This window comes from Methylobacterium durans (assembly GCF_003173715.1).
Classification (GTDB): domain Bacteria; phylum Pseudomonadota; class Alphaproteobacteria; order Rhizobiales; family Beijerinckiaceae; genus Methylobacterium; species Methylobacterium durans.
The window spans coordinates 5,666,773-5,691,961 of sequence record NZ_CP029550.1 but is presented as its reverse complement, the minus strand read 5'-3'; the positions used below and the strand labels follow the sequence as shown (position 1 = coordinate 5,691,961).

The window sequence follows — 25,189 nt, the reverse complement described above, 5'->3', positions numbered from 1 at the left end:
GGGTTCTGATTATCGGTCGTTGCCGCGGCCGAGCCCCTGCGGGAGCCCACGGCCGCGTCTATTACGTGTTCAAATTCCGGCCCGATGCAAGTGTGGTATGCAAGAGTCCGGTCCCCGGATCCGGATGCAAGGAGAGCGCCGCGGCGGGAGCCGGGTCGCCGCGCCGTTTCCTGGGGCCCGGCGCGGCCTCAGGGGCCGATCCCGAGGGATTTCAGCTTCCTGTGGAGGGCCGAGCGCTCCATGCCGATGAACTCTGCGGTGCGGGAGATGTTGCCGGAGAAGCGGGCGATCTGTGCGATCAGGTACTCGCGTTCGAAGATCTCGCGGGCCTCACGCAGCGCGAGGCTCATCAGCTTCTCGCCGCCCGCCCCGTTCGGGGTGGTGGGCACCAGCGTCCCGATCTCGGAGGGCAGCATCTCGGAGGTGACCTCCTGCTCCGGGTCGGTGTGGGTGAGGATCATCAGCCGCTCGACGTTGTTGCGCAGCTGCCTGACGTTGCCGGGCCAGTCGTGCGACTGCAGCACCGCCATCGCGTCCTCCGCGATGCGGCGGCGCGGCAGGCCGGTGGCGGCCGAGATCTGGTCCATGAAGAACGTGATCAGCTCGGGTACGTCCTCGCGCCGCTCCGAGAGCGAGGGCACCCGGATCGGCACCACCGAGAGGCGGTGGAACAGGTCCTCCCGGAAGCGGCCGCCCGCGATCTCCTCGGCGAGATCGCGCGAGGAGGACGAGACGATGCGGACATCCACGTGGACCCGTGTGGTGCCGCCGACCCGCTGGAAGTTCTGATCGACCAGGACCCGAAGGATGCGGTTCTGGGTCTCGCGGGGCATGTCGGCGACCTCGTCGATGTAGAGGGAGCCGCCATGGGCCTCCTCCAGCGCGCCGACGCGGCGTACCCGGCCCTCGCCGCCCTCGACCCCGAAGAGCTCCGCCTCCATGTTCTCGGGCGTGATCGTCGCCGCGTTGATGACGACGAACGGCCCGTTGGCGCGGCCCGAGGCGGCGTGGAGCGTGCGCGCGGAGAGTTCCTTGCCGGAGCCCGGCGCGCCCGAGATCATGACGCGGGCATTCGTCGGCGCCACGCGCTCGACGGTCTGGCGGAGCTGGTTGATGGCAACCGAGGCGCCGACGAGCCGGCTCGCCTGGCCGGAGCGGGCCTTGAGGTCCTTGACCTCGCGCTTGAGGCGGGAAGCCTCCAGCGCCCGCTCAGCGACCAGGATCAGCCGGTCGGCCTTGAACGGCTTCTCGATGAAGTCGTAGGCGCCCGACTTGATGGCCGCGACCGCGGTCTCGATGTTGCCGTGGCCCGAGATCATCACCACCGGCAGGTCCGGATGGCCGGCCTTGATCAGGTCGAGCACCTGTAGCCCGTCGAGGCGCGAGCCCTGCAGCCAGATGTCGAGGAAGACGAGGTGGGGACGGCGGGCCTCGATGGCGGCGAGCGCCTCGTCGGAGCCGCCCGCGGTGCGGGTGCGGTGCCCCTCGTCGTCCAGGATCCCCGCGACGAGGTCGCGGATGTCGGCCTCGTCGTCGACGATCAGGATATCGGCGCTCATGGCTGCATCTCCGGCATCTTCTCCGCGACCTGAGGGGCCGTCCGTGCGGCGCCCGTCTCGATGATCTTCGCGCGCGTCTCGGGCGCCGCGTCCGCCGCGAGGGCGCACGGCACCCGCAGGCGCACGCGTCCCCCCCGGCCGGCGGGATTGTCGTTGAGCTCGATCCCGCCGCCGTGCTCCTCGAGCACCTTGCTGACGATGGCGAGGCCCAGCCCCGTCCCGCCCTCGCGGGTCGTCATGTAGGGCTCGAGGAGGCGCTGGCGGCCTTCGGCGGGGAAGCCCTTGCCGTTGTCGGTGACCTCGATCACCGCGAACTCCTCCTCGACGGCGAGCGCGAGGTCGACGTGGCCCTTGCCAAGCTCGGCCTCCGGCACCGCGGCCACCGCCTCGACGGCGTTCTTGAGGATGTTCGTCAGCGCCTGCGACAGCAGGCGGATGTCGAAAGCCGCTGTGACCCGCTCCGCCCCGTCGAGCCCGCGGGCCGAGAAGGTGAAGTCGAGGTCCGGGTGAGCCACCCGCATCATGAACAGGTTCTGCTTGGCGATCTCTGTGAGGTCCTGCTCGGCGATCGCGGGTTTCGGCATGCGGGCGAACGAGGAGAACTCGTCGACCATGCGCTTGATCTCGTCGACCTGTCGCACGATCGTGGCCGTGCACTGGTCGAAGACCTCGCGGTCGCTGACGATGACCTTCCCGTACTTGCGCCGGATACGCTCGGCGGAGAGCTGGATCGGGGTGAGCGGGTTCTTGATCTCGTGGGCGATGCGGCGCGCCACGTCCGCCCAGGCGGAGGTGCGCTGGGCCGAGACGAGGTCGGTGATGTCGTCGAGCGTCACCACGAAGCCCCGGGCGCCCCCTTGCGCCTGCTCGGTGGTGATCCGGACCGTCACCGTGCGCTCGCGCCCGTCGCGGGTGAGCTGGATCTGCTGCTGGAGCGCCCGCTGCCGCCCCTCGCCTTCGGGCAGGAGCGGCCCGAGCTCGGGCACGGCCTGGGTCAGAGGCACGTCGACGAGAGCGTCGCTGGCGAGGCCCAGCATCCGCTCGGCCGCCGGGTTGGCGATGGTGACGATGCCGCCCGCATCGACGCCGATGACGCCCGGCGAGACACCCGAGAGCACGGCCTCCGTGAAGCGGCGGCGGCGGTCGATCAGGTCGCTCGCCGCGGTGAGCCCGGCATGCTGGCGGCGCAGCTCCTGCGTCATCTTGTTGAAGCTCTCGCCGAGATGGGCGAGGTCGCCGTCGGATTTGCGGGCCGGCACCTGCGCATAGAAATTGCCGGAGGCGACTTGGTCGGCGGCGTTGATGAGGCGCCGGATCGGGGCGACGAAGCGGTTGGCGAAGTTGAGTCCGAACCAGATCGCCGAGAGCAGGGCGATGAGCGCGATCAGCACGAAGACCGAGGCGAAGGTGACCTGGATCGAGCGCTTGAGCGCGTCGTAGGTCAGGTACTCGGCCGCCGCCGCCCGCGAGACGCCGGGGAACTCGATGGCGAGCTGGGTCACCTCGCGCTGCACGAGGAGCACGGCGGCGTCGTAGGCCGGCATCCTGAGGAGGGCGGCGAAGACGCGACCCTCCGTCGGCAGCAGGCAGATCGGGTCGTTCGACTTGCCCGCCTCCTCGAAGGCCGCGGCCGAGGGCAGGCGCGTCTCCTTCAGGATGTCGATCTTGGCGCGGGCGACGACCTCGCTCGGGCCCCGCATGATCTGCGCGACGGGCAGCCCGAGATTGGTCGCGCGGGTGGTCAGGAAGCCCTGGAACCAGTCGCGGTTCACGTCGAAGTTCGGCCGGGCCCGGGTGAGGTCGTCGGCGAGGATGCGGATCTCGCGGGCGAGGCTCTGGCACTGGTTCTCCTGGTAGGCGTCGGCCACCTCCACGGATTTCAGAACCACGTCGCGGACCCGGTCGGTGAACCCGAGCGACAGGCCGCGGTCGATCGTCACCGAGGCGACGACGGCGAGCAGGATCGTCGGCAGGATCGCGATCAGGCTGAACAGCCCGACGATGCGGGTGTGCAGCCGCGCCACCGCCGCGTTCGCCCTCCGCGCCTGCAGGAAGACGCGGGCTTCCCAGGCGATGATGATGACGAGGCCGAGGACGAGGGCGACGTTGATGGCCAGCAGCGTCACGCCGATCGTCGGAGTCGGGGTGACGCGGATGACGCCCGCCAGGATCAGGAAGGTGGCGATGGCCGAGACGAGGGCGAGAGCGACGATGGCGGCCCCGATCCAGCCCGGCCCGCGGGGGCCGGGCCGCATGGCGTCGGCGACCCCGCCATGGCCCTCGGCCGGGCCCGCTCCCTCGGAGGGAGCGCCGGTCACGTCGGCGCCCTGATGAGGGGCACCCGAGGTGCGGGAGCGTCGCAGAAACGGCATGCCTGATGCAAGGCCACAACAGTGTGGCGAAATTAATACGAATCGGGGCGTTCCGGCGGCATTTGCGACCGGGGATTGCAGGATCCCGGGATCCCGGGAGGGGAGGATCCCGGCAGAAATTCAGCCGGGACGCGGGTTTCCCGGTCCTCCGCCCAGTCTCATCCGGAGACCGCCGCCGAGAGCCGCGCGGTTCCCATGCCGTCGGTCGGGAACCGCACGAACCGTCCTCTCACAGATCCACCGTCGCGGTGAGCCCGTCATGGGCCGGGACGACGCCCGGCGGCAGCCGGCGGGCGAGGGGCGCGTAGTCGAGGTCGGTGTGCAGGTTCGTCAGGATGGCGCGGCGCGGCGCCACCTCCTCGATCAGGGCGAGGGCATCAGAGACCGAGTAATGAGTCGGGTGGGGCGTATCGCGGAGCGCGTCGATGATGAGGAGGTCGAGGCCGCGCAGATGCGCCTTGCTCGCCTCGGGCATCAGGCTGACGTCGGGCGCGTAGGCCGCCGGGCCGAAGCGGAAGCCGAGCGCCGCCTCGTTGCCGTGTTCCATCCCGAAGGGCAGCGCGGAGAGCGGACCGCCGGGCCCGTCGATCGTCAGCCGCTCGCCCTCCGCGAGGTCGTTCAGGTCGAGAATCGGCGGGTAGGCGCTGCCGGGCGGTGTCTCGAAGCAGTAGCCGAAGCGGATCTCGAGGAGGCGCCGCGTCGTCGCGTCGGCGTAGACGGGGATGCGCCGCCGCATGTGGATCACCAGGGGGCGGACGTCGTCGATGCCGTGGGTGTGGTCGGCGTGGGCGTGGGTGAACAGGATCGCATCGAGGCGGCTCACCTCCGCGTCGATGAGCTGCTCGCGCAGGTCCGGCGCGGTGTCGACGAGGAGCGTCGTCGCCCCCTCCCCGTCCCGGCGCTCGGCGAGCAGCGAGCAGCGGCGGCGGCGGTTCCTCGGCTCGGCGGGGTCGCAGGCGCCCCAGCCGTAGCCGACCCGGGGCACGCCGCCGGACGAGCCGCAGCCGAGGATGCGCAGGGTCAGCGTCGCCATCCGGACCTCCCGCCCGGTTGGTAGCCGACCGCACCCGCCCCTGTCATGCCCTCTCGGCCTTCGTGAACAGGCGGTGGAAATTGTCCGTGCTCGCCCGCGCGAAGTCCTCGAAGGGGATGTCGAGGGTCGCGGCCAGCGAGCGGGCGGTGTCGGCCGTGTAGGCCGGCTCGTTCGTCCGGCCCCGGTGCGGCTCGGGCGCCAAGAAGGGCGCATCGGTCTCGACGAGGATGCGGTCGCGGGGCACCGCCCGGGCGATGTCGCGCAGCTCGTGCGAACGCCGGAAGGTGACGATGCCGGAGAAGGAGACGAAGAGTCCGAGTTCGACGCCGGCTTCCGCGAGGCGCCGGCCGGAGGAGAAGCAGTGCAGCACGCCCGTGAAGGGGCGCTTGCGCATCTCGTCCGTCAGCACGGCCTCCATATGGGCGTCGGCGTCGCGGGAATGGATAACCAGAGGGAGCGCGCTCGCCCGGGCGGCCTCGATATGGGCGCGCAGCACCCGCTCCTGCACGGCCTCCGGCGCCGCGTCCGCGTAATGGTAGTCGAAGCCGGCCTCGCCGATGCCGATGCAGCGGGGATGATCGGTCAGCGCCGCGATCGCCTCGGCCGGGACGTCCGGCTCCTCGCCTGCCCCGTGCGGGTGGGTGCCCACCGTGTACCAGACGGCCCCGTGCGCCTCCGCGATGGCCCGGTAGGTGTCGGCCTTGGCCACGCGGGTCGAGATCGTGAGCATCCGCGACACGCCCGCAGCCTCGGCGCGAGCGACGACGCCCGCGATGTCGGCGGCAAAATCCGGGAAGTCGAGATGGCAGTGGCTGTCGATCAGCATGGCTGTCAGGTCTGTGTGGGCCCTCTTCTCCCCGCAAGGAGAGGAGGGAAACGTCCGCCTCAGGCGGCCGGCGCGTCCGGCTCGACGAAGCGAGGGAAGATCGGGGCCGGCGCGGGCAGGCTCGCGCCGGGCGCGAGGCGGTTTTCCGCGCCGACATGCCCCAGCATCCGCGCCTCGGGCGAGAGGCCGAGGAGGTCGAGGAGCGCCGCGCCCGCTGTCGGTACGAAGGGCTGGACCAGGATGCCGACCGCCCGAAGGGTCTCGGCCGTGACGTAGAGCACCGTGCCCATCCGTTCCGGATCGGTCTTGCGGAGCTTCCAGGGCTCCTCGGCCGCGAAGTAGCGGTTGGCGTCGCCCACCACCGTCCAGATGTCGGCGAGCACATTGTGCAGCGCAAGGTCGGCCATCGCGGCGCGCGCTCTCCCCGGCAGCGCGTCGGCGGCGGCGATGAGCGCCCGGTCGGCCTCCGTGAGGGGGCCGGGCTGCGGCACCCGGCCCTCGCAATTCTTGGCGAGCATCGAGAGCGAGCGCTGGGCGAGGTTGCCGAGGTCGTTGGCGAGGTCCGCGTTGATGCGCCCGATGATCGCCTCGTGGCTGTAATTGCCGTCGCCGCCGAAGGGGACCTCGCGCAGCACGAAGTAGCGGAGCTGGTCGACGCCGTAGGTCGCGATCAGGTCCATCGGGTCGACGACGTTGCCGAGCGACTTCGACATCTTCTCGCCCTTCGAGAGCAGGAAGCCGTGGCCGAAGACGCGCTTGGGGAGCGGCAGCCCCGCCGACATCAGGAAGGCCGGCCAGTAGACCGCATGGAAGCGGACGATGTCCTTGCCGATGACGTGGAGGTCGACCGGCCAGTTGCGCCAGCGCAGGTCGGCCTCGTCGGGGAAGCCGCAGACCGTGAGGTAGTTCGTCAGCGCGTCGACCCAGACGTACATGACGTGGCCCGGCGCATCCGGCACCGGCACGCCCCAATCGAAGGTGGTGCGGCTGACCGAGAGGTCCTTCAGGCCCTGGCGCACGAAGCTCGCCACCTCGTTGCGGCGCGTCTCGGGGCCGATGAAGTCGGGCTGGTTCTCATAGAGCGCGAGGAGCCTGTCGGCATAGGCCGAGAGGCGGAACAGGTAATTCTCCTCCTCGGTCCACTCGACGGGCGTCTGGGTCGCCTTGGCGCGGCGGATCCCGTCGGGGCCGAGTTCCGTCTCGTCCTCGCCGTACCACGCCTCGTCGCGCACCGAGTACCAGCCGATGTACTTCGACAGGTAGATGTCGCCGTTGTCCCGCATGCGGGCCCAGATCGCCTGCGCGGCGGCGTAGTGGTCGGGCTCGGTGGTGCGGATGAAGCGGTCGTGGCTGCAATTCAGGGCCTCGGCCATGTGCCGGAACTTCTCCGACATGGCGTCGACCAGGGCGCGCGGCGTCGTGCCCTGGCGGGCGGCCGTCTGCTGGATCTTCAGGCCGTGCTCGTCGGTGCCGGTGGAGAACAGCACCTCGTAGCCGTCGAGCCGGTGGAAGCGGGCGATGGCGTCGGTCGCGATCACCTCGTAGGCGTGGCCGATATGCGGCGCGCCGTTCGGGTAGGAGATCGCGGTGGTGAGGCTGAAGCGGCCCTTGGCCGGCGGTTGGGCCGTCACGTCGAAGGTTCCCCGGATAGGCGGTTCATGGTCTCCCCCGATCCCGGGACGCCGGGATCACAGGATCGGAGATCGCGCGCAGGTCGGCTAGGCCGCCCGCACCGCGCCCGCGAGGTCCCCGAACAGGGAGAGGACGAGGGGCCGGCGGTCGAGGTTGAAGGTCGCGGCCTCCCGGGCGGCGCGGGCGGTCTTGTCACACACCTCGACCAGGGCCGCAAGGCGAGCGGGCGGCTCCGCCCGGCGCCGGTCGAGCTCGGACGAGACGAAGCGGAACACGGTGTCGAGGCTCGCCTCGAACAGGGGCTCGGCCTCGCGGCCCGCGAGCGTCTCGGCGAGCGCCAGGATGCGGCGCCAATCCGGCCGCTCGATCCCCGCCAGCAGGGCCTCGACCTCGGCGACGAGGCCGGCGGTGGCCGGGTCGAGCATCTGGACCGCGCGGGCGACCGAGCCCTCCGCGAGCGCGGCCGCGCGGGCGAGCGCCTCCGGACTGGGGGCGCGGAAGGGGCCGGGGAATCCCGCGACGACCTCCGTCACCTGCGCCTCGGAGAGAGGGCGCAGGCTGAGCGCCCGGCAGCGGGAGCGGATCGTCGGCAGGAGGCGCCCCGGCGCGTGGCTGACGATGAGGAAGAGCGAACGCGGCGGCGGCTCCTCGACCATCTTGAGGAGAGCGTTGGCGCTGTTGGCGTTGAGGTCCTCGGCGCTGTCGACGATGCAGATCCGGTAGCCCGCGTTGCCGGCGGTCGAGCCGAACAGGTCGAGGGCCCTGCGCGCGGCATCGACGCCGATCTTCGTCGGCAATGCCTTCGCACCCGGCTGCCGGTGGCGGCGCAGGGCGACGAGGTTCGGATGCGAGAGTGCGGCCACCTTGCGGGCGACCGGGTGCGCGGGGTCGACGTCGAGGCTCGCCGGCCCCGCGCCCGGCTCCGGGTTGGCGAGAAGGGAGCGGGCGACCCGGTAGGCGAGCGTCGCCTTGCCAATGCCCTGCGCGCCGCCGATCAGCCAGGCGTGGTGCAGGCGGCCCGAAGCGATCGCCCCGGCGAAGGCGGCCTCGGCCGCCGCGTGGCCGACCAGGCGCGTGCACTCCCGCGGGCGCGGCACGTCGGCGAGGTCGCCCGCCTCGACGTCGTCGTCGGGGCGCTCAGGCGGCATCGTCGCGCCCCTCCCGGCCTGACGCGGGCGCCTCCGGCAGCAGGCCCGGCAGGCGGGCTGAGACTGCGGCGCGGATCGCGGCCTCGACCGCCTCGGGAGCCTGCGCGCCGTCGATCACGGCGCAGCGCTCCGGCTCGGCCGCGGCGATGGCCAGGAATCCCTCGCGCAGGCGGGTGTGGAAGGCGAGCGCCTCCGCCTCGAAGCGGTCGGGCGCCTCCCCCGCTGCGGCCCGCGCCCGCGCCCGGGCGAGGCCGGCCTCCGGGGGAGGTCGAGGATGAGGGTCAGGTCGGGCCGCGTGCTCCCAACAGCCACGCGCTCCAGCGCCAGCAGCGTCCCCGCCTCGACGCCCCCCGCCGCGCCCTGGTAGGCGCGGGTCGAGTCCGCGAAGCGGTCGCAGAGCACGATCTCGCCGTTCCGCAGCGCCGGGCGGATCAGGCGGTCGAGATGGTCGATCCGCGCCGCCGCGAAGAGCAGCGCCTCGGCGAAGGGCCCGTAGGGCTTGGCGGTTCCGGAGAGGAGCGCCGCGCGGATCGCCTCGGCCCGCTCCGTGCCGCCGGGCTCGCGGGTCGTCACCACATGGCGGCCCGCCGCCTCGCGCAGCGTCCGGGCGAGGCGGCCGAGCTGGGTCGACTTGCCCGCCCCCTCCCCGCCCTCGAAGGTGATGAAGCGGCCGGGCGGCGAGGCGGCCCGGGAGGCGCCGGGCGCGCCGTCACGACGGGTTGCCGGCCTTGCTGAAGGCGCGCCGGAACAGGCCGGTGCCGACCTCGAGCGCGGCGTCGAGAGCCCGCTGCGGGATCGTGCCGGAGCCGACCGCCTCGCCCGCGTAGAGGGGCTGGTCGAGGGCGAGGGTGTCTCCGCGCATGACCCGCAGGCGGCCGATCTCCCGGCCCTGCTCCACGGGCGCGGAGAGCGGTCCCTGATAGACCACCTTCGCCGTGACGCGCTCGCCCGAGCCCCGCGGGAGCAGGAGCCGCACGGGCTTCTTCGCCACGAGGGGCACGCTGCCCTTCTCGCCGCCGTAGACGGAGGCCTCGGCCACCGTCTCGCCGGCCGTGAAGATCTGGCGCGGCTCGAAGGCGCGGAAGCCCCATTCCATCAGCTTGCGGGACTCGGCGGCCCGGTCGCGGGCGGTCTTGAGGCCGCTCACCACCATGACGAGGCGCTGGTTGTTCTGCACCGCCGAGCCGGTGAGGCCGTAGCCGGATTCCTCGAGATAGCCGGTCTTCAGCCCGTCCGCGCCGATGTCGAGGGCGAGCAACGGGTTGCGGTTCTGCTGCTTGATCTTGTTCCAGGTGAATTCGCGCTCGGCAAAGATCTTGTAAAGATCCGGATAGGTCTCGATGATGTGCAGCGAGAGCTTCGCGAGGTCGCGGGCGCTGACCTTCTGGTCGGGCGCCGAGTAGCCGGTCGCGTTGCGGAAGGTCGAGCGCGTCAGGCCGAGTTCCTTGGCGCGAGCGTTCATCATGCCGGCGAAAGCGCCCTCCGTGCCGGCCATGTTCTCGGCGATCGTGATGGCCGCGTCGTTGCCGGACTGGACGATGAGGCCGCGCAGGAGGTCCGACAGCTTGATGCGGCTGTTGACCTGCGCGAACATCGAGGAGCCGCCGCCGCCCGCCCCGCCGCGCCGCCACGCGTCCTCGGTCACCGTGAACTCGGTGTCCATGTTCAGGCGGCCCTCCTTCAGGGCGCCGAACACGATCTCGGTGGTCATCAGCTTGGCCATGCTGGCCGGGGCGAACAACTCGTCCGCCGCCTTCTCGAAGAGCGTCGAGCCGGAATCCGCGTCGATCAGGATGGCGTGGGGCGCGCTCGTCTGGAAATTCTGCGCGGCCGCGGGCCGGTACGTTCCGGGCGCCAGCAGCAGGCAGGCCGCGGCGAGATACACCCGGATCGACGTCGTACGCATCCCACAACCCTCGCCTGCACGCCCGGCGCCCTGCCCCGCCGGAAGCGAGACCTTACAGCGGTTTCCCGCGTGAATCGAACGTCCAATCGCCGCGCGACACGCGCAAGGCGCGCTCAGTTCACCTCCGCGAGGCGGGAGCGGCGCTGGGCAGGCGCCTTGCCGGGCGCGGAGGCCGGGCTCGGCTTGGCCTGCGGATGCGGCGGCGGGGCGGCGGCGAGCTTGGCCATCGCCAGCCGCGAGGCGGCGGGCATCGGGCTCGCGGCGAGGCGGCCGGAGGCGGCGTGGCCGGCTGGGCCCACCTTGGCCGCGGGCGGCGGGAGGGCTTTCGCCATCTGGACGGGGCCGCCCTTCGAGGCCGGGTGCGGCGCGGCACCCGCGAGGCGGACCGGCGCTGCGGAAGTGCTGGGTCGTCCCTTCGCGGCGGCAAGCTGGACGGGCGGAGCCTGGATCGGGGCCGCGGCGAGCACGGGCCGGAAGGGGGCGCCGCGGGGCGCGGTCGGCTGGAGGGCCGGCGGCACGGGCGCGGCGGCGCGCGCAACGAGCACCGGGGCCGGGCGGAGCACCGGGCGGGGCGCCTCCTCCACTTGGCGTTCCTGCTGGCGCTCCTCTTGCGGCCTGAAGGCGAGCGGCGCGCGGGCGCGGACCGGCTCGGGCGCTGCCTCCGCGGCGTCGGAGCCGAGATCGGCCAGCATCACCGGGCTGCGCCCGCCGATCGCGGCCGGGCGGCCGTCGGTGCGCAACGTCGCCAGCAGCTTGCGGTCGTCGCTGCCGGCGACCGACGCCTTGCCGATATACTCGACGCGCACCCGCGTGGTGCCGCGCCGGTGGAATTCGAGCGATTCGGCCACGGCTTCCGAGACGTCCATGACCCGGTCGGCGTGATAGGGGCCGCGGTCGTTGACGCGCACGATCATCGAGCGGCCGTTCGCGGTGTTGGTGACGCGGGCGTAGCTCGGCAGCGGCAGGGTCGGGTGGGCCGCGGCGATGGAGTGGCGGTCGAACACCTCGCCGTTGGCGGTCTGGCGCCCGTGGAAGGCGCTGCCGTACCAGGAGGCGAGGCCCTCCCGCACGTAACCGCGGGCGTCCTCGCGCGGCACGTAGGTGCGCCCGGCCACCACGTAGGGCTTGCCCGAGAAGCGGCGCCCGCCGCCCTTCGGGATCACGTCGCCCTCGTTGTAGAGGCGCGGGCTCGCCTTGACGCCGTATTTCGGATCGATCCCGTTGCCGGGCGCGGTGGCTGCGAGCTTCTGCGGGTTGTTGCTGCAATTGGCGGTGGCCAGCGCGATCGCCGAGACCGCGAGGATCCGGCGGAGCGGGAACGCGGCGATCCCCGCCGTCCCGGCCTTCGTCGAACGCACCATCACCAACCACTCGGGTCTCACCGCGTCACGCCACGCGCCCGGCCCGGCCCGGCGCGGTGAGCGATACGGGCGGACCTCGCCCCGACCGGAGGCCGGTGGGGGCGACCCCGAGGATTGTCGAGGCGACGTAAAGGAAGGCTGAACGGGGCGGCCGCCAGCCGAACGGGCGCGCGGATCATCGTTGACGCGTCGGTTGAACGGCGCCAAGCAAGTCCTTGAAGAATATCAATGAACGAAGCTTCATCAGCGGGCGGATGACGCGCCGCCGCGCTTCATACCCAGGATCTCGGGGAGCGCGCCCGACCGGCTCCTGCAGCGCATGAGGATGTCAGAGCAAACTACTGAGGCGTAAGCGTAAAACGACTCTTTGGCGTGTGGGTCTCGCCCTTAATGGGCAAGTCCCGGACGGGCCCGAGACTTGGGAGGGCCGCTCAGGCCCGCGCCGTCAGCGCGGCGGATTCTCGTTCAGCTGCTCGATCGAGCGGGCTCCACGCTGCTTGAACAGCAGGTCGAGGGCCTCCAGCATCAGCGCGTGCATCTTGGTGCGCTCGGCGTAGGCGAGGTCGCGCAGCTGGTCGTAGACCGGCGGCTCGAGATAGACCGACATCTGGCGCGCCCGTTCCTTCAGCGTGGCGCTCGGGCGGCGGGCCGGGGCCGGCGCGACGTCGAGCTGGACGATCTCCGCACTCTGCGGGACCGGGGCGAGCGCCGGGATCGGCGCGGGCTTCACGGGCGCGAGTTTCGGCGGGGGGGCCGCGGCGGCGACGATCGAGGCGAGGTTCAGCTTAGGCGGCTTTGACATGCTTGGCCCCCTGCGTCCGCCGCTCGATCCAGGTCCAGAGCCGGCGCACCTCGGTGGCCGCCTGACCCTTCGGGTTGAACTCGGTCACCCCCTGGCCGACGCCGATCGCGTCCTGATGGTCGGTGCGGGCGACGATGTTCACGTCGGGCAGCACGCCGAGCACGGCGAGGCCGTCGGCGGCGTCGCGGATGCGGTAGGAGCGGGGCGGCGTCTGATTCAGCACGAAGGCGAATTTCTTCTCCAGCCGGTAGACGGCGGCGAGCGTCGGCTTGAAGGCGCGCAGGTCCGCGGGCGTCGGCCGGCAGGGGATGATGCAGAGGTCGGCCGCGCGGATCGCCGAGAGGGTGCCCGTCGAGTCGACGCCCGGCGTGTCGATGAAGACGAAATCGTAGGCCGACTCGCGCAGCTGCGCCATCACGGCCTCGATCTGCGTGGCGTCGATCTGGGCGACCTCGGGCCCCTCCGCCGTGCGATGGTCGAGCCAGTCGCTGATCGTGGCCTGCCGGTCCATCTCCAGGATGCAGACCGAGTGGCCGGCCTCCTGAGCGGCGACGGCGAGCGAGATGCAGAGCGTGCTCTTGCCGCTGCCTCCCTTCTGCGTGACGAAGGTGATGGCTTTCATCCTGACGTCCTCTGCAACCGAAACCCGGATCTGCGAAAGGTTTAGCAACTTTAGGTTACAAAACGGACGTGGCTCCGCGCGGCCTTCCCGTTGTCGAGGCGGGACCGGCGGTTCGGTTCGACGTTCTCCGGCGGGCGGAGAGGCCGATTCGTCCTGTGACCCAAGGATGCGATGATCCCGGTTTGGCCGATCATGGTTAACGGGACGTTAAGCCATCTCTCCGCCGCGTCGTGCGGAGGGCGGGACGCGGGCGCCCTGCACCGGGGCGTCGGACGCATCGGATCGGGGAACGACGCGGCGCCGGACGCGCGAGCGGACAAATATAATCTCAGGTTGTCACAATTCCGATGCCACGAAATATTGCCCTTTCCACAGCGGCGGCCGTACCCTAGATCTCGATCTGACGGCCCTTCGATAGATCGGTCTTTAAACCTCAAGTTAATTTCGCGCGGCAGAACGGCAGCCGGAGCGCGAGACGGACCGGCTCAAGGACAGGCATGGGTGAAGCCCTGACGCTACCGGGGACCGGCGATCTGCAGGCGGCGCTCGACGCCTCCGGGGTCGTTGGCGCCTGGGAGCACGACCACTGGAGCGGTCGGCTCGCGTTCTCCGCCGCCTTCGCGCGCCTGCTCGGGATCGATCCGGACGCGGCGGCCAAGGGCGTTCCCCTCGCCGCCTTCCTGGAGCGCACCCATCCGGAGGACCGGGTCCGGGTCGAGAACCATCTCCACGCCTCCGGCGAGGCGGGCGGCCCCTTCGAGGCGGAATTCCGCGCCCTCGACGCGCGCAGCGGCGTGCGCAGCCTGCTGATGCGCGGTCGGATCGATCGCGACGCCTCGGGCCGCGCCGCGCGGGGCTGCGGCATCGCCATCGACCTCACGGAGAACCGCGCCGCGAACCTGCAGCACACCGAGCGTCTCGTGAATCGCATGGCCGAACACGTGATCGCCCTGCGCGGCCTCGCGGGCGCGCTGCAGCGCCCGATGCTCGCCAAGATGGTCGACGGGCTGATGATCGAGATCGGCTTCGAGCTCGCCCGCTACCTGCGCGACCCGACCGACGAGAACCGGCACTGAGGACCGCCTGCGGGGCGGGCCGGTCCGCGCTCAGCGGGCGGGGCGGAACACCTGCAGGTCGAGGTCGCGCACCTTCTTGCGCAGGGTGTTGCGGTTGACGCCCAGAAGCTCCGCGGCGCGGATCTGGTTGCCCCGGGTCGCCGCCAGCGCCGCCCCGATCAGGGGGCCCTCGATCTCGCGCAGGATGCGGTGGTAGAGGCCCGGCGGCGGCAGGGTGTCCCGATAGCCGGAAAAATACTCCGACAGGTGCCGCTCGACGGCGCCGGACAGCGTCTCGCCCTCCCCCGACCCCTTGCGTCCGGACTGGCCGACCGGCGCCGCGGTGGGCTGGGCCAGCGGCAGCGTGTCGAGTTCGGCCTCGATCACGGGGCCGGTGATCGTCTCCTGCGGGTAGAGGGCGGCGAGCCGCCGCACGAGGTTCTCGAGCTCGCGCACGTTGCCGGGCCAGCGGTAGCGCTTGAGCCGCTCCATGGCGTCGGCATCGAGCGTCTTGCGGGTCAGGCCCTCGCGCTCGACGAGGACGAAGAAGTGCCGCACGAGGTCCGGCACGTCCTCCGAGCGTTCGCGGAGCGCCGGCAGGCGCAGCGGCACCACGTTGAGCCGGAAGAACAGGTCCTCGCGGAAGATGCCCTGCTGGATCGAGACCCGCAGATCCTTGTTCGTCGCCGCGATGATGCGGACGTTGGTCTTGATCGGCACGCGCCCGCCGACGGTGGTGTACTCGCCCTGCTGCAGGACGCGCAGGAGGCGGGTCTGCGCCTCCATCGGCATGTCGCCGATCTCGTCGAGGAAGAGGGTGCCGCCCTCGGCCTGCTCGAAACGGCCAGCCGAGCGCGAGAGCGCGCCCGTGAAGGCGCCCTTCTCATGGCCGAACAGCTCGGATTCGATGAGGTCGCGCGGGATCGCCGCCATGTTGACCGGCACGAACGGGCCGGTGCGGCGGCGCCCGTAATCGTGGAGCGCACGGGCCACCAGCTCCTTGCCGGTGCCGGATTCGCCCGTGATCATCACCGTGAGGTCGGTCGGCATCAGGCGCGCCAGCGCCCGGTAGATCTCCTGCATGGCGGGTGAGCGGCCCACGAGCGGGATGTCCTCGTTCTCGGGACCCGAGCCCGCCGGCGCCGCCCCGCGGGGACGGGAGAGGGCGCGGCCGACGATCGCGATCAGCTCCTTCAGGTCGAAGGGCTTCGGCAGGTACTCGTAGGCGCCCCGCTCCGAGGCGCGGATCGCGGTCATGAACGTGTTCTGCGCGCTCATCACGATGATCGGCAGTTCGGGCCGCACCCGCTTGATGCGGGGCAGGAGGTCGAACACGTTCTCGTCGGGCATCACCACGTCGGTGATAACGAGGTCGCCCTCGCCCTGCGCGACCCAGCGCCAGAGGGTCGCGCAATTGCCCGTCGTTCGCACCTCGTAGCCCGCCCGCGACAGGGCCTGATTGAGGACGGTGCGGATGGCAGCGTCGTCGTCCGCGACGATGATATGGCCGTTCGGCATGACTCTTACTCGGCCTCCACGACCGATTCGCGCCCATCCCGGGCGCTCGACATGGGGAGGAGAAGGCGGAAGGTGGTGCGGCGGGGCACGGGATCGCACTCGACGATGCCCCCGTGATCGCCGACGATCTTGGCCACCAATGCAAGACCGAGGCCGGACCCTTGCGCCTTGGTGGTGACGAAGGGGTCGAACAGGTCCGGCAGGAGTTCGGCGGTGACGCCGGGCCCGTTGTCGCGCACCGCCACCTCGATCGGCAGGCTCACCCGCTCGCGCGAGCCCGGGATCTGCAGGCGCAGGCCCGTCCGGAAGGCGGTCGAGAGGGTGATCTCGCCGTCGACTGCGTCGGCGCCGATCGCCTCGGCCGCGTTCTTCACGAGGTTGAGGATCACCTGGATGAGCTGGTCGCGATTGCCGAGCACCGGCGGCAGCGACGGATCGTAGTTCTCGACGAAGCGGATGTGACGGGCGAAGCCCGACTGGGCCGAGCGCTTCACCTGGTCGAGCACGCCGTGCACGTTGACGGAGCCGCGCTCGACGGGGCGCTCGTCGCCGAACAGCTCCATCCGCTCGACGATACGCACGATCCGGTCCGACTCGTCGCAGATCAGCCGGGTCAGCACCCGGTCCTCCTCGGCACCGGATTGCTCGAGGAGCTGGGCGGCGCCTCGGATGCCGGCGAGCGGGTTCTTGATCTCGTGGGCGAGCATGGCGCCGAGGGCGATCATCGAGCGCGCGGCGCCCCGATGGGTGAGCTGGCGGTTCATCTTGTCGGCGATGGTGCGCTCCTGGAGCATCAGCACCACCGCGTCGCCCTCGTCGCCGAGCGGCGTCGCGAACACGTCGACGCTGCGCTCTTGGCCGGAGCGGGGCTGGGTCAGCTCGACCCGGTACTCGCTGACGCTGGCACGCCTGCGGCGCACCTCCGCCACGAGGGCGATGATCGGCGAGGAGAACGGGATGATGTCGCGCAGGCGCCGCCGCTGCATCAGGCGCGCCGAATGGTCGAAGAAGTTCTCGGCAGCGTGGTTGCAGTGGAGGATGCGCTCGTCCGCGCCGACGGTGAGCACCGGCAGCGGCAGGGCGTTGATCACGGCCTCCGAGGTCGGCGAGCCGCGGCCCCGCCCGCCGGCGTCCCGGCTCCAATCCCCCTCCTCGCTCATGCGGCCTCCCCGATCGGTCCCGCCGACGCCGGCTCCAGGAAGGCGCGGCGCAGGAGCGCGCGCGCGACGTCCGGATCGTGGGTGGTGAGGAGCCGGGTGCGGTCGGCGGGCGCAAGGGCCGGCCCGCCCGTCCCTCCGTTGTCCGCCGCCTCGACATAGGCCGCAAGGTGCTTGCGGGCGTGGCGCACACCCATGGCGGCCCCGTAGAGGTCGATCAGCCCGAGGTAGTGCTCGGCGGCGATGTCGGCCTTCTCGGCCGGGCTCGGCTCGCGCACGGGCCGCCCGGCGAGGGCGTTCGCGATCTGCCCGACGAGCCAGGGCCGGCCGACCGCCGCGCGCCCGACCATCACGCCCGCCGCGCCGGAGGCCGCGAGGCAGGCCCGTGCGCCTGCAAGATCCGTGACGTCGCCGTTGGCGATGACGGGAAGCGACACAGCCGCCACGACCGCGCGGATCGCCGCCCAATCGGCGCTGCTCTTGTAGAATTGCTGGCGGGTGCGGCCGTGCACGGTGACCGCCGCGAGGCCGAGGCTCTCGGCCCGGCGAGCGAGTTCGGCGGCGTTGAGGCTCGCATGGTCCCAGCCGAGGCGCATCTTGACCGTGACCGGCACCCGCACGGCGTCCCGCACGGCGGCGAGGATGCGGGCGGCGTGGTCGAGGTCGCGCATCAGGGCGGAACCCGCCTCCCCGCCCGTGACGGTCTTGGCCGGGCAGCCCATGTTGACGTCGATGACGTCTGCGCCGGCCGCCTCGCAGAGGCGCGCGGCCTCAGCCATCGCCTCCGGCGCGCAGCCCGCGAGCTGCACGACGTGCGGGCTCACCCCCGCCCCTTCCGCACGCAGGCGCGCCTCGCTGGCGCCGCGGGCGAACTCGGCCGCCGCCACCATCTCGGACACGACGGCGCTGGCGCCGAGACGCCGCGCGATTCGGCGCATGTGCAAGTCCGTGACGCCGGAGAGCGGCGCCAGCAGGACCGGCGGGGCCGGCGTGCCGGCCGCGTCCGCGGAAGCCCCCGAGCGCACAACGCTCAAATAATGATCATTCGTCATTCTGCACAAGGAATAGACAAAAGCCGGCCGGACGCAAGCCGGGCGGGCGATTTGATTTCGGGTCGTGCCCCGCTTAAACGACGAGCGGCCCGGCCGGGCCTGCGCGCCGCGCTGCAGCGATTCGGCCGACCCTGACCGAATGTCGCACCGTGGCCCGGCGTCATGATGGCACCAGCCCGGACCGGCAGTGCCGGGGCGCGGGCCTGAAGGGTATCAGAAGTCCCATGTCCAGCACCGCGTTCAGCGTTGCCGCGGTGGTCGTCGCGGCGGGTCGCGGCATCCGCATCGGCGGCGGCATGCCCAAGCAGTATCGCCGCGTGGGGGGGCAAGCCGTCCTTACCCGCACGCTCGCGGCGCTCGGCTGCCATGCGGGCATCGCACGCATCCAGCCCGTGATCGCGCCTGACGCCGCCGCCTTCTACGAGGAATGCCTCGGCGAGCTCGATCCGATCGTGCGAGGCAAGCTCGCCGCGCCGGTGCCCGGCGGCGAGACCCGCCAGCAATCGGTCCGCGCCGGGCTTGAGGCGCTGGAGCGCGCGGGCGCGCCCGACCTCGTCCTCGTGCACGACGCGGCGCGTCCGCACGTGGATTTCGGTCTGATCGACCGGGCGATCGCGGCGGGCCGCAACCATCGCGCCGCGGTGCCCGGCATCGCCGTCAGCGACACGATCAAGATCGTGGACGATGCGGGCGCCGGGATCGGGCGCGTGCGCGAGACGCCCCCGCGCGAGGCCCTGCGCGCCGTGCAGACCCCGCAATCCTTCGCCTTCCGCCCCCTCCTCGACGGGCATCGGGCTGCGGCGGAGGCCGGCCTCCACGGCTTCACCGACGACGGGGCGCTCGCCGAGTGGGCGGGCCTGTCGGTCGTCACCTTCGAGGGCGATCCGCGCAACCGCAAGATCACCCAGCCCGCCGACCTGATCGAGGCCGACCGCGCCTTCGGGTCGGCTGCCTCCGCTCCGGGATTCTCTGCCATGACCCAATACGTCACCCGCCTCGGCACCGGCTTCGATGTGCACGCCTTCACGGAAGGCGATCACGTCTGGCTCGGCGGCGTGCGCATCCCGGCCGACCGGGGCGTGCTCGCCCATTCGGACGGCGACGTGGCGCTGCACGCGCTCACCGACGCGCTCCTCGGCGCCATCGCCGACGGCGACATCGGCACCCATTTCCCGCCGAGCGACGAGAAGTGGCGCGGGGCCGCCTCCGACCAGTTCCTGGCCCATGCCTGCTCGCTGGTGCGGGCGCGCGGCGGGCGGATCGATCATCTCGACATCACGGTGCTGGCGGAGGCGCCCCGCATCGGCCGCCATCGGGAGGCGATCCGGGCGCGCATCGCCGAGATTGCGGGCGTGCCGCTCTCGGCCGTCTCGATCAAGGCGACGACGACCGAGAAGCTCGGCTTCGTCGGCCGGGCCGAGGGTCTCGCGGCCCAGGCCGCGGCGACGGTGCGGCTGCCCGAGGAGGAGGGCGCGACGCTCGTCGACGCCCAGGCCGAGACGGCGATGCGCCAGGGCTGAGGCGATGCTCGCCGACGCCGCCCTCCTCGCCCGCGCCGAGGCGCTCGTCGCCGGGTTCGCGGCGGCGGGCCTGACGGTCGCGACCGCCGAATCCTGCACGGGCGGCCTCGTGGCCGGCCTGATCACGGCGGTGCCGGGCTCCTCCGCGGTGCTGGAGCGGGGCTTCGTCACCTATTCGAACGCCGCCAAGAGCGAGGCGATCGGCGTGCCGGCCGATCTCGTTGCCAGCCACGGCGCGGTGAGCGAGCCGGTCGCACGCGCCATGGCGGAGGGCGCGCTCGAGGCCTCGCGGGCCGACGTCGCGGTCGCGATCACCGGCATCGCCGGCCCCGGCGGCGGCGGCCCGGAGAAGCCTGTCGGGCTCGTTCATTTCGGGCTGGCGAGGCGGGGCGGGAACGTTCGCCACCTGGAGCGCCGCTACGGGAGCTTGGGCCGGGCCGAGATCCGCGCCCGCGCGGTGGCCGACGCCCTCGGATTGCTCGAAGGCGCACTGGCCGAACCTCGATAGCCGGATCCGGCTCAGGCGGCCGCGATCAGTTCCCGGATCCGGGCGGTAAGCGCTTCCAGGGCGAAGGGCTTCGTCATCACGTGCATGCCGTGGTCGAGGTGCCCGTTGCCGATGACGGCGTTCTCCGCGTAGCCCGTGATGAACAGGACCCGGAGATCCGGGCGCACGTTCCGGGCCGCGTCCGCCATCTGCCGGCCGTTCAGGCCGCCCGGCAGCCCCACATCCGTGATGAGAAGGTCGATCCGGACGTCCGATTGCAGGATCCTGAGCCCGGACGGCCCGTCCGCCGCCTCGATCGCGGCGTAGCCGAGCTCCTCCAGCACCTCGGTGACCAGCATCCGGACGCTCGGCTCGTCGTCGACGATCAGCACGGTCTCGCCCTCGGCCGAGCGCAGGGTGCCGGCCGCGTCGTGCGGTTCGTCGGGCGGCGCCACCGCCCCGACGTGCCGGGGCAGGTAGACGCAGACCATCGAGCCCTGGCCGACCTCGGAATAGATCCGCACCTGGCCGCCCGATTGGCGGGCGAAGCCGTAGATCATGGACAGGCCGAGGCCGGTGCCCTGGCCGATCGGCTTCGTGGTGAAGAACGGGTCGAAGGCCTTCGAGACAACCTCCGGCGTCATACCGGTGCCGGTGTCGGAGACGCAGATCGAGATGTACTGCCCGATCGGCAGGTCCCGCTCCTTGGCGCTGCGCCAGTCGAGCCAGCGGTTGCCGGTCTCGATGGTGATACGGCCGCCCTCCGGCATGGCGTCGCGGGCGTTGATGCAGAGGTTGAGGAGGGCGTTCTCCAGCTGGTTCGGATCGACGAGGGTCGGCCAGAGGCCGCCGGCCGCCACGACTTCGAGCGCGATCGAAGGGCCGATCGTGCGGCGGATCAGCTCCTCCATCTCGGCGACGAGGCGGTTGGCGTCGGTGGCCTTGGGGTCGAGGGTCTGGCGGCGCGAGAAGGCGAGCAGGCGGTGGGTCAGCGCGGCGGCGCGGCGCGCGGCCCCCTGCGCGGCCGTGACGTAGCGCTCGACGTCCCGCAGGCGCCCCTGCGCGATCCGGTTGCTGAGGAGTTCGAGACTGCCGGTGATGCCAGTCAGCAGGTTGTTGAAATCGTGCGCGAGGCCGCCGGTCAACTGGCCGACCGCCTCCATCTTCTGCGACTGACGCAGCTGCTCCTCGGCGCGCATCAACTCGGCGGTCCGCTCGCGGACCCGCTGCTCCAGGGTCTCGTTGAGGGCGGCGAGCGCCTCCGCGCTGACGCGCAGCTCGGCCGCCGCCCCGACGCGCTCGATATGCGCCCAGGACCGGTCCGTCACCTCCCGGATCAGCGCGAGTTCGTCCGCATTCCAGGCATGGGCCGCCTTGTGGTGGATCGCCATCAGGGCGGTCAGCCGGCCCTCCTTCACCAGCGGCATGCAGATCGTCGCGGTGATGCCGATGGCCTGGAACGTCGCGGCCTCCTCGGGGGCCAACTCTCGCAGGTTGTCGTCGATGATCAAGGGCTCGCCGGCGCGCAGGTTGCGGACGGCGAGGCCGCCGAAGGCCGCGAGGCTGTAGCGCCCGATGATGCTGGGCGAGCCGGGCGCCGCCCAGTTCCCGCGGATCGTGAACCCGTCCTGGTCCGCGTCCATGTCGGCGTAGGCGCAGTTCGACACGCCCATGTGCTCGCCGACCATGCGCGTCGTCACCTCGAGAAGATCGTCGGCGCTCGCGCAGCGCGCGGTCTCCCGGGCGAGCGCGTCGAGGAAGCGCAGGCGCGCCTCGTTCTTCTGGAGCGCCTCGATCGCGCGCTTGCGCTCGGTGATGTCCTGGAAGAGGACGGCGACCTGCCGGCGCGACGGGGGCTCGATCCGGAAGGCGGACAGTTCGAGGTGGCGTCCGGTCGCCACCAGCTCGCGCTGGAAGCGGATCGACTGACCGGTCCTGAGGACGCCCCCGTAGAGTTCGAGCCAGCCCTCCGCCTCCTCCCCCACCATGTCGCGCAGCTTCTGCCCGACGACGTTCTCGATGCCGGCATGCTGCGCGTAGGCCCGGTTCGCCTCGACATGCACGTAGTCGCTGAGCGGACCGTGCGGACCGTCGAGGAACTCGATGACGCAGTAGCCCTCGTCCATCTGCTCGAACAGGGTCCGGTAGCGCTGCTCGCGCTCGGCGAGCGCCGCGCGCTGCGCCTGCTCGTCCGTCCGGAGGCGGGCGTTCTCGGCTTCCAGATCCTCGGCGCGCCGCTGTAGGCTCTCGGTCTCGCTCACACCTGCCACCCTGTCAGGCTGCCGAGCCGCCCGAGCCCGACCCTGTAACGGAAAAGCTTCCGAGAGGAACGCACGATCGTCGGTTCGGCTGCCGACAGGGGAAGCGGGACGCTCCGGGCGGGCTGCCCAGGTCCGGCCGCCCGGGTGTAGGATGGGCGCATTGACCGGGAGGCGACCCATGGACCGGCTCTCCACGAAGGTGTGCATCGTCGGCGGCGGGCCGGCGGGGATGATGGCGGGCCTGCTGATGGCCCGGGCGGGCCTCGACGTCACCGTGCTGGAGAAACATGCCGACTTCCTGCGCGATTTCCGCGGCGACACGATCCACCCCTCGACCCTCGACGTCATGGAGGAGCTCGGCCTGCGGAGGGCCTTCCTCGCCCTGCCCCACCGCAAGGTTGCGACGCTGACGGCCTATGTCGGCGCCGACAAGTTCGGGATCGCCGACTTCCGGCACCTGCCGACGAAGAACCGCTTCATCGCGATGATGCCGCAATGGGATTTCCTCGACTTCCTCGCCGGCGTCGGGCGGCGCTATCCGGGCTTCCACCTCCTCATGGAGACGGAGGGGACCGACCTGATCGAGACGGGCGGCCGCGTCACCGGCCTGCGGGCGCGGACGCCGGAGGGAGACGTCACGATCGCGGCCGACCTCGTCATCGCGGCGGACGGGCGCCATTCCCGGATCCGCGAGCAGGGCGGGTTCGAGCGGGAGGAGTTCGGCGCGCCGATGGACGTGCTCTGGTTCCGCCTCGGCCGGCGCCCGAGCGACACCGACGCCACCGGCGGCCGGTTCGGGCGCGGCAGCATCCTCGTCACTCTCGACCGGGGGGATTACTGGCAATGCGCCTACGTGGTGCCGAAGGGCGGCGACGCCGCGTTGCGGGCGCAGGGGCTCGAGGCGTTCCGCGCCGCGGTGGCGAACCTCGCGCCCTTCCTCGGCGACCGGGTCGGCGAGTTGGGGGATTGGGACGCGGTCAAGCTCCTCACGGTGCGCGTCGACCGTCTGAAGCGCTGGCACCGGCCGGGCCTCCTCTGCCTCGGCGACGCGGCGCACGCGATGTCGCCGATCGGCGGCGTCGGGGTGAATCTCGCGGTTCAGGACGCGGTGGCGGCGGCGAACCTCCTGAGCGCGCCCCTCCTCGAAGGGCGCCTGACCGAGGACGACCTCGCCAGGGTTCAGGCCCGGCGCATGCCCCCGACCCGGATGACCCAGCGCCTGCAGCGTCTCGTGCAGGACCGGGTCATCGCCCGCGTCCTCGACGGTTCCGGAGCGCCCCTCTCCCCGCCCCTGGCTCTGCGCCTGCTCGGCCGGGTGCCCTGGCTGCAGCGCCTACCGGCCCGCCTCGTCGGGCTCGGCTTCCGGCCGGAGCACGTCGCGGTTCCTCATGCCGCCGCGCCGTAGACCCGGTCGGCCCGGCTCTCGAAGGCGTCGGTGAACTTGCGAAAGGCCTTGTCGAACATCTTCCCCATCAGGAGGCCGAGGGCGAAGCTCTTGAACTCGTAGGTGATGAAGAAGTCGATGCTGCAGCCGCCGTTCGGTCCCGGCTTGAACGCCCAGCGATTCTCCAGGTGCCGGAACGGCCCGTCGATGTATTCGGCGGTGATCTTCAGCGCCGATCGGTCGAGGGTCACGCGGGTGGTGAAGCGCTCGCGGATCGCCTTGTAGCCGACCGCCATCTCGGCGACGAGGATCTCGACGCCCTCGCCCGGCCCCGGCTGGCGCCGCAGCACCCGCAAGGATTCGCAGAGCGGCAGGAATTCAGGGTAGCGCTCCACGTCGGCGACGAGGTCGTACATCTGCTCGGGGCTGTGGCGCACCGTGCGGGAGATCCGGAAGGACGGCATCGGGAGGCTTCGTCTCAGGCGTGTTCGGGGGCGAGCCGGGCGAGGCGGGCCGCCTTCAGCCGGGCGAAATCCTCGCCGGCATGGTGGGAAGAGCGGGTGAGCGGGGTCGCCGAGACCAGCAGGAAGCCCTTGGCGTAGGCGGTGGTCTCGAAAGCCTTGAACTCGTCCGGGGGAATGAAGCGCACCACCTCGTGATGCTTCTTCGTCGGCTGCAGGTACTGGCCGATGGTGAGGAAGTCGACGTCGGCCGAGCGCAGATCGTCCATGAGTTGCACGACCGCGTTCCGCTCCTCGCCGAGACCGACCATGATGCCGGACTTGGTGAAGATGGTCGGATCGAGCTCCTTTACCCGCTGCAGCAGGCGCACCGAGTGGAAGTAGCGGGCGCCGGGCCGCACGGTCAGATAATTGCCGGGCACCGTCTCGAGATTGTGGTTGAAGACGTCGGGCTTTGCCGCGACCACGACCTCCAGCGCCCCGTCCTTTCGCAGGAAATCGGGGGTGAGGATCTCGACCGTGGTGGCGGGGCTGCGGCGCCGTATCGCCGCGATGGTGCGGGCGAAGTGCTCCGCGCCCCCGTCGGCGAGGTCATCCCGGTCGACACTCGTGATCACGACGTGGTGAAGGCCGAGCTTGGCCACCGAATCGGCGATCTTCTCGGGCTCGTCCGCGTCGAGGGCGCCGGGCAGGCCGGTGCGCACGTTGCAGAAGGCGCAGGCCCGCGTGCAGGTGTCGCCCATGATCATGAAGGTGGCGTGCCGCTTCTCCCAGCACTCGCCGATATTCGGGCAGCCCGCCTCCTCGCAGACCGTCACGAGGCCGTGCTCGCGCACGATGGCGCGGGTCTCGGCATAGGCGGGCGAGCCCGGCGCCTTCACGCGGATCCAGTCGGGCTTCTTCGCCTGAACAGGCTGGTCCGGCCGGTGCGCCTTCTCCGGGTGGCGCAGGCGGACGGGGACGGCCGGACGGGGATCGTTCTTGAGGAGGTCGAGGACGACGGCCATGCCACACCGCGCGAGGACTAAGGCCC

Annotated in this window: 20 protein-coding genes and 1 pseudogene; 4 read left to right on the top strand and 17 right to left on the bottom strand. The window is 71.6% G+C overall.

Annotated elements, in window-relative coordinates:
- Positions 1 to 188: 188 nt before the first annotated feature.
- From ntrX to DK389_RS26440, 11 genes and pseudogenes are all read right to left on the bottom strand, one after another.
- Entirely contained in the window at positions 189 to 1,559 is a 1,371-nt protein-coding gene (gene ntrX, locus DK389_RS26490; RefSeq protein ID WP_109894195.1) for a nitrogen assimilation response regulator NtrX, read from the bottom strand.
- Positions 1,556 to 3,931, bottom strand: coding sequence for a sensor histidine kinase NtrY-like (locus DK389_RS26485; protein ID WP_109894193.1), 2,376 nt, complete (start codon positions 3,929 to 3,931; stop codon positions 1,556 to 1,558). The genes ntrX and DK389_RS26485 overlap by 4 nt, the downstream gene beginning before the upstream one ends.
- A 229-nt stretch (positions 3,932 to 4,160) precedes the next feature.
- Positions 4,161 to 4,964 carry an MBL fold metallo-hydrolase gene (locus DK389_RS26480; protein ID WP_109894191.1) on the bottom strand — a complete coding sequence of 268 codons (804 nt, stop codon included), beginning with the start codon at positions 4,962 to 4,964 and terminating at the stop codon, positions 4,161 to 4,163.
- Positions 4,965 to 5,007: 43 nt separating this feature from the next.
- Positions 5,008 to 5,790, bottom strand: coding sequence for a TatD family hydrolase (locus DK389_RS26475; RefSeq protein ID WP_109894189.1), 783 nt, complete (start codon positions 5,788 to 5,790; stop codon positions 5,008 to 5,010).
- A 59-nt stretch (positions 5,791 to 5,849) separates the two neighbouring features.
- Positions 5,850 to 7,421, bottom strand: a complete 1,572-nt coding sequence (gene metG, locus DK389_RS26470; RefSeq protein WP_109894187.1) for a methionine--tRNA ligase — start codon at positions 7,419 to 7,421, stop codon at positions 5,850 to 5,852.
- An 87-nt stretch (positions 7,422 to 7,508) separates the two neighbouring features.
- Positions 7,509 to 8,570, bottom strand: a complete 1,062-nt coding sequence (locus DK389_RS26465; RefSeq protein WP_109894185.1) for a DNA polymerase III subunit delta' — start codon at positions 8,568 to 8,570, stop codon at positions 7,509 to 7,511.
- Positions 8,560 to 9,233, bottom strand: a pseudogene (gene tmk, locus DK389_RS26460) (dTMP kinase). The gene DK389_RS26465 and the pseudogene tmk overlap by 11 nt, the downstream one beginning before the upstream one ends.
- Before the next feature lie 46 nt (positions 9,234 to 9,279).
- A complete protein-coding gene (locus DK389_RS26455; RefSeq protein WP_109894183.1) occupies positions 9,280 to 10,476 on the bottom strand; it encodes a D-alanyl-D-alanine carboxypeptidase family protein in 1,197 nt (398 codons plus the stop codon).
- A gap of 113 nt (positions 10,477 to 10,589) precedes the next feature.
- Positions 10,590 to 11,837 (bottom strand): septal ring lytic transglycosylase RlpA family protein, encoded by a 1,248-nt coding sequence (locus DK389_RS26450; protein ID WP_109894181.1) that lies wholly within the window; start codon positions 11,835 to 11,837, stop codon positions 10,590 to 10,592.
- A gap of 445 nt (positions 11,838 to 12,282) precedes the next feature.
- Entirely contained in the window at positions 12,283 to 12,639 is a 357-nt protein-coding gene (locus tag DK389_RS26445) for a ribbon-helix-helix domain-containing protein (RefSeq protein ID WP_109894179.1), read from the bottom strand.
- On the bottom strand, positions 12,623 to 13,261 hold the full coding sequence (locus tag DK389_RS26440; protein WP_109894177.1) for a ParA family protein: 639 nt from the start codon (positions 13,259 to 13,261) through the stop codon (positions 12,623 to 12,625). Before DK389_RS26440 ends, DK389_RS26445 begins: the two co-directional genes overlap by 17 nt.
- Before the next feature lie 497 nt (positions 13,262 to 13,758).
- Here DK389_RS26440 and DK389_RS26435 point away from each other — a divergent pair, with 497 nt between their 5' ends.
- Complete coding sequence (locus DK389_RS26435) at positions 13,759 to 14,337, top strand: PAS domain-containing protein (protein WP_109894175.1); 579 nt, start codon at positions 13,759 to 13,761, stop codon at positions 14,335 to 14,337.
- Positions 14,338 to 14,367: 30 nt separating this feature from the next.
- Here DK389_RS26435 and ntrC read toward each other — a convergent pair whose 3' ends face one another.
- From ntrC to dusB, 3 genes are read right to left on the bottom strand one after another with little or no spacing between them, the layout of a single operon-like run.
- Positions 14,368 to 15,834 carry a nitrogen regulation protein NR(I) gene (gene ntrC, locus DK389_RS26430; RefSeq protein WP_109894173.1) on the bottom strand — a complete coding sequence of 489 codons (1,467 nt, stop codon included), beginning with the start codon at positions 15,832 to 15,834 and terminating at the stop codon, positions 14,368 to 14,370.
- A 5-nt stretch (positions 15,835 to 15,839) separates the two neighbouring features.
- Entirely contained in the window at positions 15,840 to 16,994 is a 1,155-nt protein-coding gene (locus tag DK389_RS26425; RefSeq protein WP_109894171.1) for a two-component system sensor histidine kinase NtrB, read from the bottom strand.
- Entirely contained in the window at positions 16,991 to 18,043 is a 1,053-nt protein-coding gene (gene dusB / locus DK389_RS26420) for a tRNA dihydrouridine synthase DusB (RefSeq protein ID WP_109894169.1), read from the bottom strand. Before dusB ends, DK389_RS26425 begins: the two co-directional genes overlap by 4 nt.
- Positions 18,044 to 18,267: 224 nt before the next feature.
- Between dusB and DK389_RS26415 the strand changes: the two genes are divergently transcribed.
- Positions 18,268 to 19,563, top strand: a complete 1,296-nt coding sequence (locus DK389_RS26415) for a bifunctional 2-C-methyl-D-erythritol 4-phosphate cytidylyltransferase/2-C-methyl-D-erythritol 2,4-cyclodiphosphate synthase (RefSeq protein WP_109894167.1) — start codon at positions 18,268 to 18,270, stop codon at positions 19,561 to 19,563.
- Positions 19,564 to 19,567: 4 nt separating this feature from the next.
- Positions 19,568 to 20,071: a CinA family protein gene (locus tag DK389_RS26410; RefSeq protein WP_109894165.1), complete on the top strand. Its 504-nt coding sequence runs from the start codon at positions 19,568 to 19,570 to the stop codon at positions 20,069 to 20,071.
- 11 nt (positions 20,072 to 20,082) lie between these two features.
- Here the strand turns inward: DK389_RS26410 and DK389_RS26405 are convergent, their stop codons facing one another.
- The gene (locus DK389_RS26405) at positions 20,083 to 22,311 is read right to left on the bottom strand and encodes an ATP-binding protein (RefSeq protein WP_236960368.1); all 2,229 of its coding nucleotides are present in this window, start codon (positions 22,309 to 22,311) and stop codon (positions 20,083 to 20,085) included.
- 178 nt (positions 22,312 to 22,489) lie between these two features.
- Between DK389_RS26405 and DK389_RS26400 the strand changes: the two genes are divergently transcribed.
- Positions 22,490 to 23,716 carry an FAD-dependent oxidoreductase gene (locus DK389_RS26400; protein ID WP_109894163.1) on the top strand — a complete coding sequence of 409 codons (1,227 nt, stop codon included), beginning with the start codon at positions 22,490 to 22,492 and terminating at the stop codon, positions 23,714 to 23,716.
- Here the strand turns inward: DK389_RS26400 and DK389_RS26395 are convergent.
- Entirely contained in the window at positions 23,698 to 24,159 is a 462-nt protein-coding gene (locus tag DK389_RS26395) for a type II toxin-antitoxin system RatA family toxin (RefSeq protein WP_109894161.1), read from the bottom strand. The genes DK389_RS26400 and DK389_RS26395 overlap by 19 nt on opposite strands.
- A gap of 14 nt (positions 24,160 to 24,173) precedes the next feature.
- On the bottom strand, positions 24,174 to 25,163 hold the full coding sequence (gene lipA / locus DK389_RS26390; RefSeq protein ID WP_109894159.1) for a lipoyl synthase: 990 nt from the start codon (positions 25,161 to 25,163) through the stop codon (positions 24,174 to 24,176).
- Positions 25,164 to 25,189: the final 26 nt, after the last annotated feature.